Origin of the sequence: Parvibaculum sp. (assembly GCF_002684405.1) — a bacterium.
Taxonomy (GTDB): domain Bacteria; phylum Pseudomonadota; class Alphaproteobacteria; order Parvibaculales; family Parvibaculaceae; genus Parvibaculum.
Genome location: NZ_NYVD01000040.1, coordinates 1 through 5,817 on the forward strand (window position 1 = coordinate 1; position 5,817 = coordinate 5,817).

The 5,817-nt window shown below is 57.1% G+C and carries 6 protein-coding genes and 1 pseudogene; all 7 read right to left on the reverse strand.

Features of this window, described 5'->3' with window-relative positions; translation table 11 throughout:
* On the reverse strand, nucleotides 1-270 hold a 270-nt coding region (locus CMI59_RS03450), incomplete at its 3' end, for a c-type cytochrome (protein ID WP_293324788.1).
* Nucleotides 271-342: 72 nt separating this feature from the next.
* Nucleotides 343-1,263: a DMT family transporter gene (locus CMI59_RS03455; RefSeq protein WP_293324790.1), complete on the reverse strand. Its 921-nt coding sequence runs from the start codon at nucleotides 1,261-1,263 to the stop codon at nucleotides 343-345.
* Nucleotides 1,260-2,189: a cation diffusion facilitator family transporter gene (locus tag CMI59_RS03460; protein ID WP_293324792.1), complete on the reverse strand. Its 930-nt coding sequence runs from the start codon at nucleotides 2,187-2,189 to the stop codon at nucleotides 1,260-1,262. The genes CMI59_RS03455 and CMI59_RS03460 overlap by 4 nt, the downstream gene beginning before the upstream one ends.
* A gap of 1 nt (nucleotide 2,190) precedes the next feature.
* A complete protein-coding gene (locus tag CMI59_RS03465) occupies nucleotides 2,191-4,290 on the reverse strand; it encodes a copper-translocating P-type ATPase (RefSeq protein ID WP_293324795.1) in 2,100 nt (699 codons plus the stop codon).
* A 120-nt stretch (nucleotides 4,291-4,410) separates the two neighbouring features.
* On the reverse strand, nucleotides 4,411-5,004 hold the full coding sequence (locus CMI59_RS03470) for a Spy/CpxP family protein refolding chaperone (RefSeq protein WP_293324798.1): 594 nt from the start codon (nucleotides 5,002-5,004) through the stop codon (nucleotides 4,411-4,413).
* A gap of 143 nt (nucleotides 5,005-5,147) precedes the next feature.
* Nucleotides 5,148-5,483 carry an SHOCT domain-containing protein gene (locus tag CMI59_RS03475; RefSeq protein WP_293324801.1) on the reverse strand — a complete coding sequence of 112 codons (336 nt, stop codon included), beginning with the start codon at nucleotides 5,481-5,483 and terminating at the stop codon, nucleotides 5,148-5,150.
* Between the two features lie 83 nt (nucleotides 5,484-5,566).
* Nucleotides 5,567-5,817: pseudogene (locus tag CMI59_RS03480) on the reverse strand (hypothetical protein); the annotation flags it as partial.

Here is a 5,817-nt window from a genome sequence, read left to right on the forward strand (position 1 = left end):
AAATGCCTCATCGGCATGATGCCCGGGATTGTAGATCTGATGTACGAGCGGCGGCCCCTCACCGGTCCCGCTGGCATTATCGCCATGACACTCGGCGCAATTCGTGTCGAACGCTGCCTTGCCAAGAGCTGCATCGCCGGAAAGAGGCGGAACAACGACATCTCTCTTCGCAGAGTGTCCGCCTTCTTCTACAAACATCCGCCATGCGCCAATAACGACACCGCCAGCAATTACTGCAAGCACAGCATATGTAGAAAATTTTTTCGCCATCGCTTGTTCCCTGTTGCCTCCAGCGAAAACGACACGCGTGAACCGACGAGTCCTTCATTACATCAGTCATAACTAAGCGCACTGACACGGATGAACCGCCCGATTTTCCATTCCCCTCGATGTTTCCCGAGTCAGCCAGAAGCCTGCACCTAGCAACATGGCGCCACCCAGCACCATCCTCCACGAGGGGACGTCTCCGAAGACCAGATAACCGAAGAACGACGCGACGAGCGGCGACACGATGATATCGATCAGGGCATATACGTTTGCATCGAGGGTCTTCAGAACCATCGATATGCCGAGATAGGCAAACCCCGTGGAAACGACCCCGAGCCCCAGAACCCAAAGCAGAACCGGCACCGTCACGCCCAGCGTCTCATAGTGAATGCCGCGCAGAATATCGCCGGCTCCGAACAGCAATGTCGAAGGCGAAAGCACAATCGCTGCGACTAGCATAGACCACGCGATATCGCTTCCTGTTTCCGATTTACCTTCATATCTCAGATAGGTGACCATGGCGGCATAGACCGCGCCATCTCCGAGTGCGACGAGGTTGCCCACCAGCTCGCTACCCTTAAGCGGGTTAGCAATGGCGATGCCGACGAGCGCAATCACGAAGATGAGCATGTAGCCGGGACGAGCCTTCTCGCCCAGAAATACCGCCGAGAAGATGAATGTAAAAAAAGGCGCAATGCTCCAGAAGATGACGGCGTTGGCAATAGGGACAAGAGTCATCGCGTAGTTGAAAACGCTGATCTGGGCGGCGATCAGAATTCCGACGAGCAATGTGTCCTTGAGATTGTTTCGGGGAAACAGCAACGGCTTGCCCGTTATGCTGGGCATGAAACCGAACAGCAGTAAGGCCGCCAGAGAAAGCGCGTAGGAGTTCAGCGTCTGGATGGGTATGAGACCGCCGGTCAGCTTGACGAAAACCCCGATGGTCGCCTCGGAAACGGTGATAAGCGCGAGCAGAGAAATCGTTTGCGCCGTCATGCCGTGCCGGAACTCGTCGAAATCACATCAATCACCTCGGCGCCTTCCTCATCAAGACAGACATCTTCGACCTGCAACGTGGCAAAGAAGAAGCCATATTCCCGCTTAAGCAGGTGATGAGCCTTACGTAATATCTCCCCACCCGACGCATCCTTGTCGATCCGCATATGCGCGGAGAAAACATATTTTCCGCTGGTCAGCGCCCAGGCATGGACATGGTGCACGTCTTTCACGCCATACAGCTTCTGAAGCGCCGTTGCGATCTCGCGCAGGTTCACGTCCGACGGCGTACCCTCCATGAGCAGACGTGTCGCATCCTTGAGGATCGTCCAACTCGCCCACAGCAGCACGAAGCCGAACGCCATACCGAGGATCGGGTCAATGAGCAGAAAATCGGTAAAGCGGATGACAAGCGCGGCCACGATAATGATCAGGCTCCCCACGAAGGTCTGTATGATGTGCCACAGTGCACCCTTGACGTTGAGATCGCTCTGGCTCTGACGCCACATCAAACCGAGAGAAATGATTTCGGTGAAAAGACCGCCCGCTGCCGCCCAAAGCATCGGCCCGGTTGGAAGCTCGATGGGCGCGGTCAGCCGCATACCCCCCATGACAATAACGACCAGCGCCATGCCCAGCAGGAAACCACCATTTACGAAGGCGCCGACAAGTTCGGCCCGGTACCATCCGTAGCTCTGCGCTTCACTGGCCGGGCGGCGCGCCACTCTCGCGGCGACGATTGCCACCAGCACCCCGCCGACCGCCGAGAATGTATGGAAGGCATCGGATATGACAGAGATGGAGCCCGTCCAGAACCCGATCCCCATCTCGATAAAGAAATAGATTCCAGTCAGCCAGGCTGAGATCGCGAGCCCCCGTCCGCTCGATGGCATATGACCGGTATGCCCACTAGACATGTGAGTCATTTTATACCCCCTCACGATTGGGGGACGATGTACTCGCCACCAGCCGGCGAGCGCGCTCAAGCAATTTGGCATTGATCGCAACGATGACGGTGCTGAGCGACATCAGGGCCGCCCCAAATGCAGGCGTCAGAAGAATGCCCCAGCTATAGGCAACCCCTGCCGCAAGCGGGATCGCAAAAGCATTGTACCCGGTCGCCCAAAGCAGATTCTGAATCATTTTGCCGTAGGTCGCCCGGGACAAGGCCAGAATGGCAAACACATCCCGCGGGTCGGAGCGAACCAGCACGATATCAGCAGACTCGATGGCCACTTCCGTACCGGCACCGATTGCTATGCCCAGATCAGATTGCACGAGAGCGGGTGCATCGTTCACACCATCACCGATCATCGCAACATTAAGGCCCCGCGACTGCACCTCCTTGACCTTCTCCACCTTCTGATGCGGCAAAACCTCGGCGAAATAATCGTCAAGGCCGAGTTGTCCCGCCACGGACCTGGCGACCGACGTTGCATCACCCGTCACCATCATGCATTTGATTCCCATCTCTTTTAGCCGCGATACGGCCTCGAAAGATTCCGGTCGCACGATATCGGCGAGTGCAATGGCGCCGACAAGACGCTCGTCCAGCATAACGAAGACAACAGTGTTGCCTTCATCGGTATATGCCGTGGTTTCGTGAGATGGCAGGTCGATTCCCTTTTCGCGGAGATAGCCGGGACTAACGACGCGGACCATTTCCCCGTCGATACCAGCCTCGGCACCCTGTCCGGTGAGACTTTTGAAGTTCTCGACATTCCGCACCTCGATGCCGCGTTCCTCCGCCCCGCGCACGATGCCCTGGGCGATCGGATGCTGAGACTTGTTTTCGAGCGACGCCGCGATTGCGAGAATCTCGTCTTCGGACTGGTCCGCAAGCGCTGCGATTCCGGCAACGCCAAACCGGCCTTCTGTGAGCGTCCCCGTCTTGTCGAAAAGGACGGCATTGAGATTCCGTGCCCTTTCGAATGCTGCCCGATCCCTTATCAGGAGGCCGTTCTGCGCGGTCAGACGTGTACTGACAGCGACGACGAGTGGCACGGCAAGGCCAAGGGCGTGCGGACAAGTGATCACCATTACGGTCACCATGCGCTCGAGCGCGAATTCGAAGCTTTCGCCGATGCCCAACCAATAGATCAAGGTGAGGCCGCCGGCGCTCAATGCTATATAAGTTAGCCAAAGAGCCGCGCGGTTCGCGATATCCTGTGTCCTTGAACGTGTCGCCTGAGCCTGTTTGACCATGTCGATCACTTGCGAGAGATAGGTCTGATCGCCCGTCTTCTTGACTTCAAGCGTGACGGCACCCTCGCCGTTCACCGACCCTCCGACAGCTTCCGCGCCTTTGCCCTTTTCGACAAGCCGGGACTCGCCCGTAAGCATCGCCTCGTTGAAGCTAGAGTCGCCGTCGACGATAATGCCGTCGGTCGGTACCTTTTCCCCCGGACGAACCAGTACATGATCTCCGGGCTTCAATTCGGAGACCGGAATTTCTTCGATGGTGCCATCTTCCGCGACGCGATGGGCCGACGCAGGTAACAATCGGACCAGAGCCTCCAACGCGCCGGAAGCTCCCATGACAGACTTCATCTCGATCCAGTGACCGAGAAGCATGATGTCAATCAGGGTTACCAGTTCCCAGAAAAACACTTTTCCCGAAAGACCGAACACGACGGCGCTGGAATAGAAGAAGGCCACCGAGATCGCAAGAGCGATCAGCGTCATCATACCAGGCCGTCGGTTTCGCAATTCGCCGAAAAGCCCGCTCAGAAAGGGCCAGCCGCCATAGAAGAAGGCTATGGCGGAGAGTGAGAAAAGCAAATAGCTGTCGCCACTGAAGGCAATCGTTCCCCTCAAACCGAGGAACGTCTGTATCATCGGCGAAAGCGCCAGGACCGGCACTGTCAGGATCAGCGATACCCAGAACCTTTTGCGAAAATCCGCGACCATCGCCGAGTGGTTATGCGCCATATGGTGGTCGTGATGCTCGGCGCCTTCGGGGCCGCCAGCGGACGACGAAGAAACCTGAGACGCATGAGTATGATCGTGATGGTTCAAATCCGGCATATCGGTCCCTCCCGGTAGCCTCCGTTATCGCCAGAGAATGTCTGACGACTCGCTCGGCAGTCTTCGCCGCTGCGCGAGTCGTCGTTCGTCGGTACGCCTCGTCGGACGAGACGAAAAATCTCACATGCAGCCCATGACCGGGAGGATCTGATTGGCTTTCTCCTGCTGATCATCAGACAAAGCCGCATAGAGCTTTTCGGCGGCGGGCTTCATCTTTTCAAGCGCGCCGACGCGGGTCTTCATGAGCGATATCTGCAGATCCAGCATGTCGACAACGGACCGGTCGTCCTTGCCCTGCTGAAACAGGCTGAACATCTGCTGATGCATGCCCGCCATGCTCTGGAAGTTTTCCTTGAGAGCGTCCGCATAGGCCGACCAGGCCGCGCTCTGGTCGTCCGTGATCTTGAGTTCCGCCTTCAGGAAGGCGAGGCGTCCGTCCACATAAGTGTCGTAGTCACCGGACGCATCGTAACCGCCCATGCCGCAGCCGGCGCCCATCATGCCGTAACCATAACCACCACCCATCATGGCGCCGGGGCCGTACCCCCTGCCATAACCCATCATTTGGTCCTGACCGGCACCCATCATGCCGGGGCCCATGCCGTAGCCTCCGCCCATCCAGCCGCCATTCTGACCTGAGGGATCATGCGCATAAGCTGTGGACGCCAGCAGCGCTGTTACAATGCCCGCAAGGGCCGCTTTCCGAATATTCATCACGTCCTCCAAGGATTAAGTCTGTCCGGGTAAAATCCCGCATTCACTCAATCACGACATTGCGAGAGATCAACAAGCGTCGTATTTCGCAATGTCGTATACGGAATAACAGCGTTACATCATCTGCGTTGCGCCCCGCACGCTCAGCCGCCGGTGATATCAGCCTTCCTCTTCAAATACTCCTCGCGCGAAATCTCACCTTTTGAGTAAAGGAGGTCCAAGACGGTCATCGGATCCTCGCCTAGAGATCTTTTCCCGCCACCGCTGGTAAACAGGCGCACAAATCCTGCGATCAGCGCCGCGAACAGCACGATAAGAAGAATGCCGATGAGCCAGTGGCCGATACCGAAGAATCCCATTCCGTATCCGGACATATGATCATAGCCGCTATCCGCTCCCGAACCGCCCATATACGCGGCGACGGGAACCGACCGGAGCAAAACGCCGGAAAAAGCAGCTGCAATTGACAGCGGACCCATTGTGTTCTCCATTTCTGCGTGCGAGGGGAAGCTTTCCGCTTCCCCTGCACGCTTTCACATGTATTGCATGGTGGATTGCAGACCTACCGGTTCAAATTTTGGCATGCCTGAGCCTGGGCACGATTTCCATTCATCATGCCGCCATTCATCATTTGGCCATGCTGCTCGAGCATCCGGGCGCACATGTCCTGCATGCCTCCCATATGCTGCTGCATGCCCTGCCCCATCGGCATTTGCCCGTTTGTCTGCATCGGCTGGCCCCTGTGCATTTGCTGACCGGGACCCATTGATTGCTGGCCTGCATCCATTTGCTGTTGTCCCATGGGCATTTGCT

What these genes read in the sequence shown, in the direction of transcription:
- CMI59_RS03455 (WP_293324790.1), bottom strand. Translation starts at nt 1,263, where the DNA reads ATGACGGCGCAAACGATTTCTCTGCTCGCGCTTATCACCGTTTCCGAG.
- CMI59_RS03460 (WP_293324792.1), bottom strand. Translation starts at nt 2,189, where the DNA reads ATGACTCACATGTCTAGTGGGCATACCGGTCATATGCCATCGAGCGGA.
- CMI59_RS03465 (WP_293324795.1), bottom strand. Translation starts at nt 4,290, where the DNA reads ATGCCGGATTTGAACCATCACGATCATACTCATGCGTCTCAGGTTTCT.
- CMI59_RS03470 (WP_293324798.1), bottom strand. Translation starts at nt 5,004, where the DNA reads ATGAATATTCGGAAAGCGGCCCTTGCGGGCATTGTAACAGCGCTGCTG.
- CMI59_RS03475 (WP_293324801.1), bottom strand. Translation starts at nt 5,483, where the DNA reads ATGGGTCCGCTGTCAATTGCAGCTGCTTTTTCCGGCGTTTTGCTCCGG.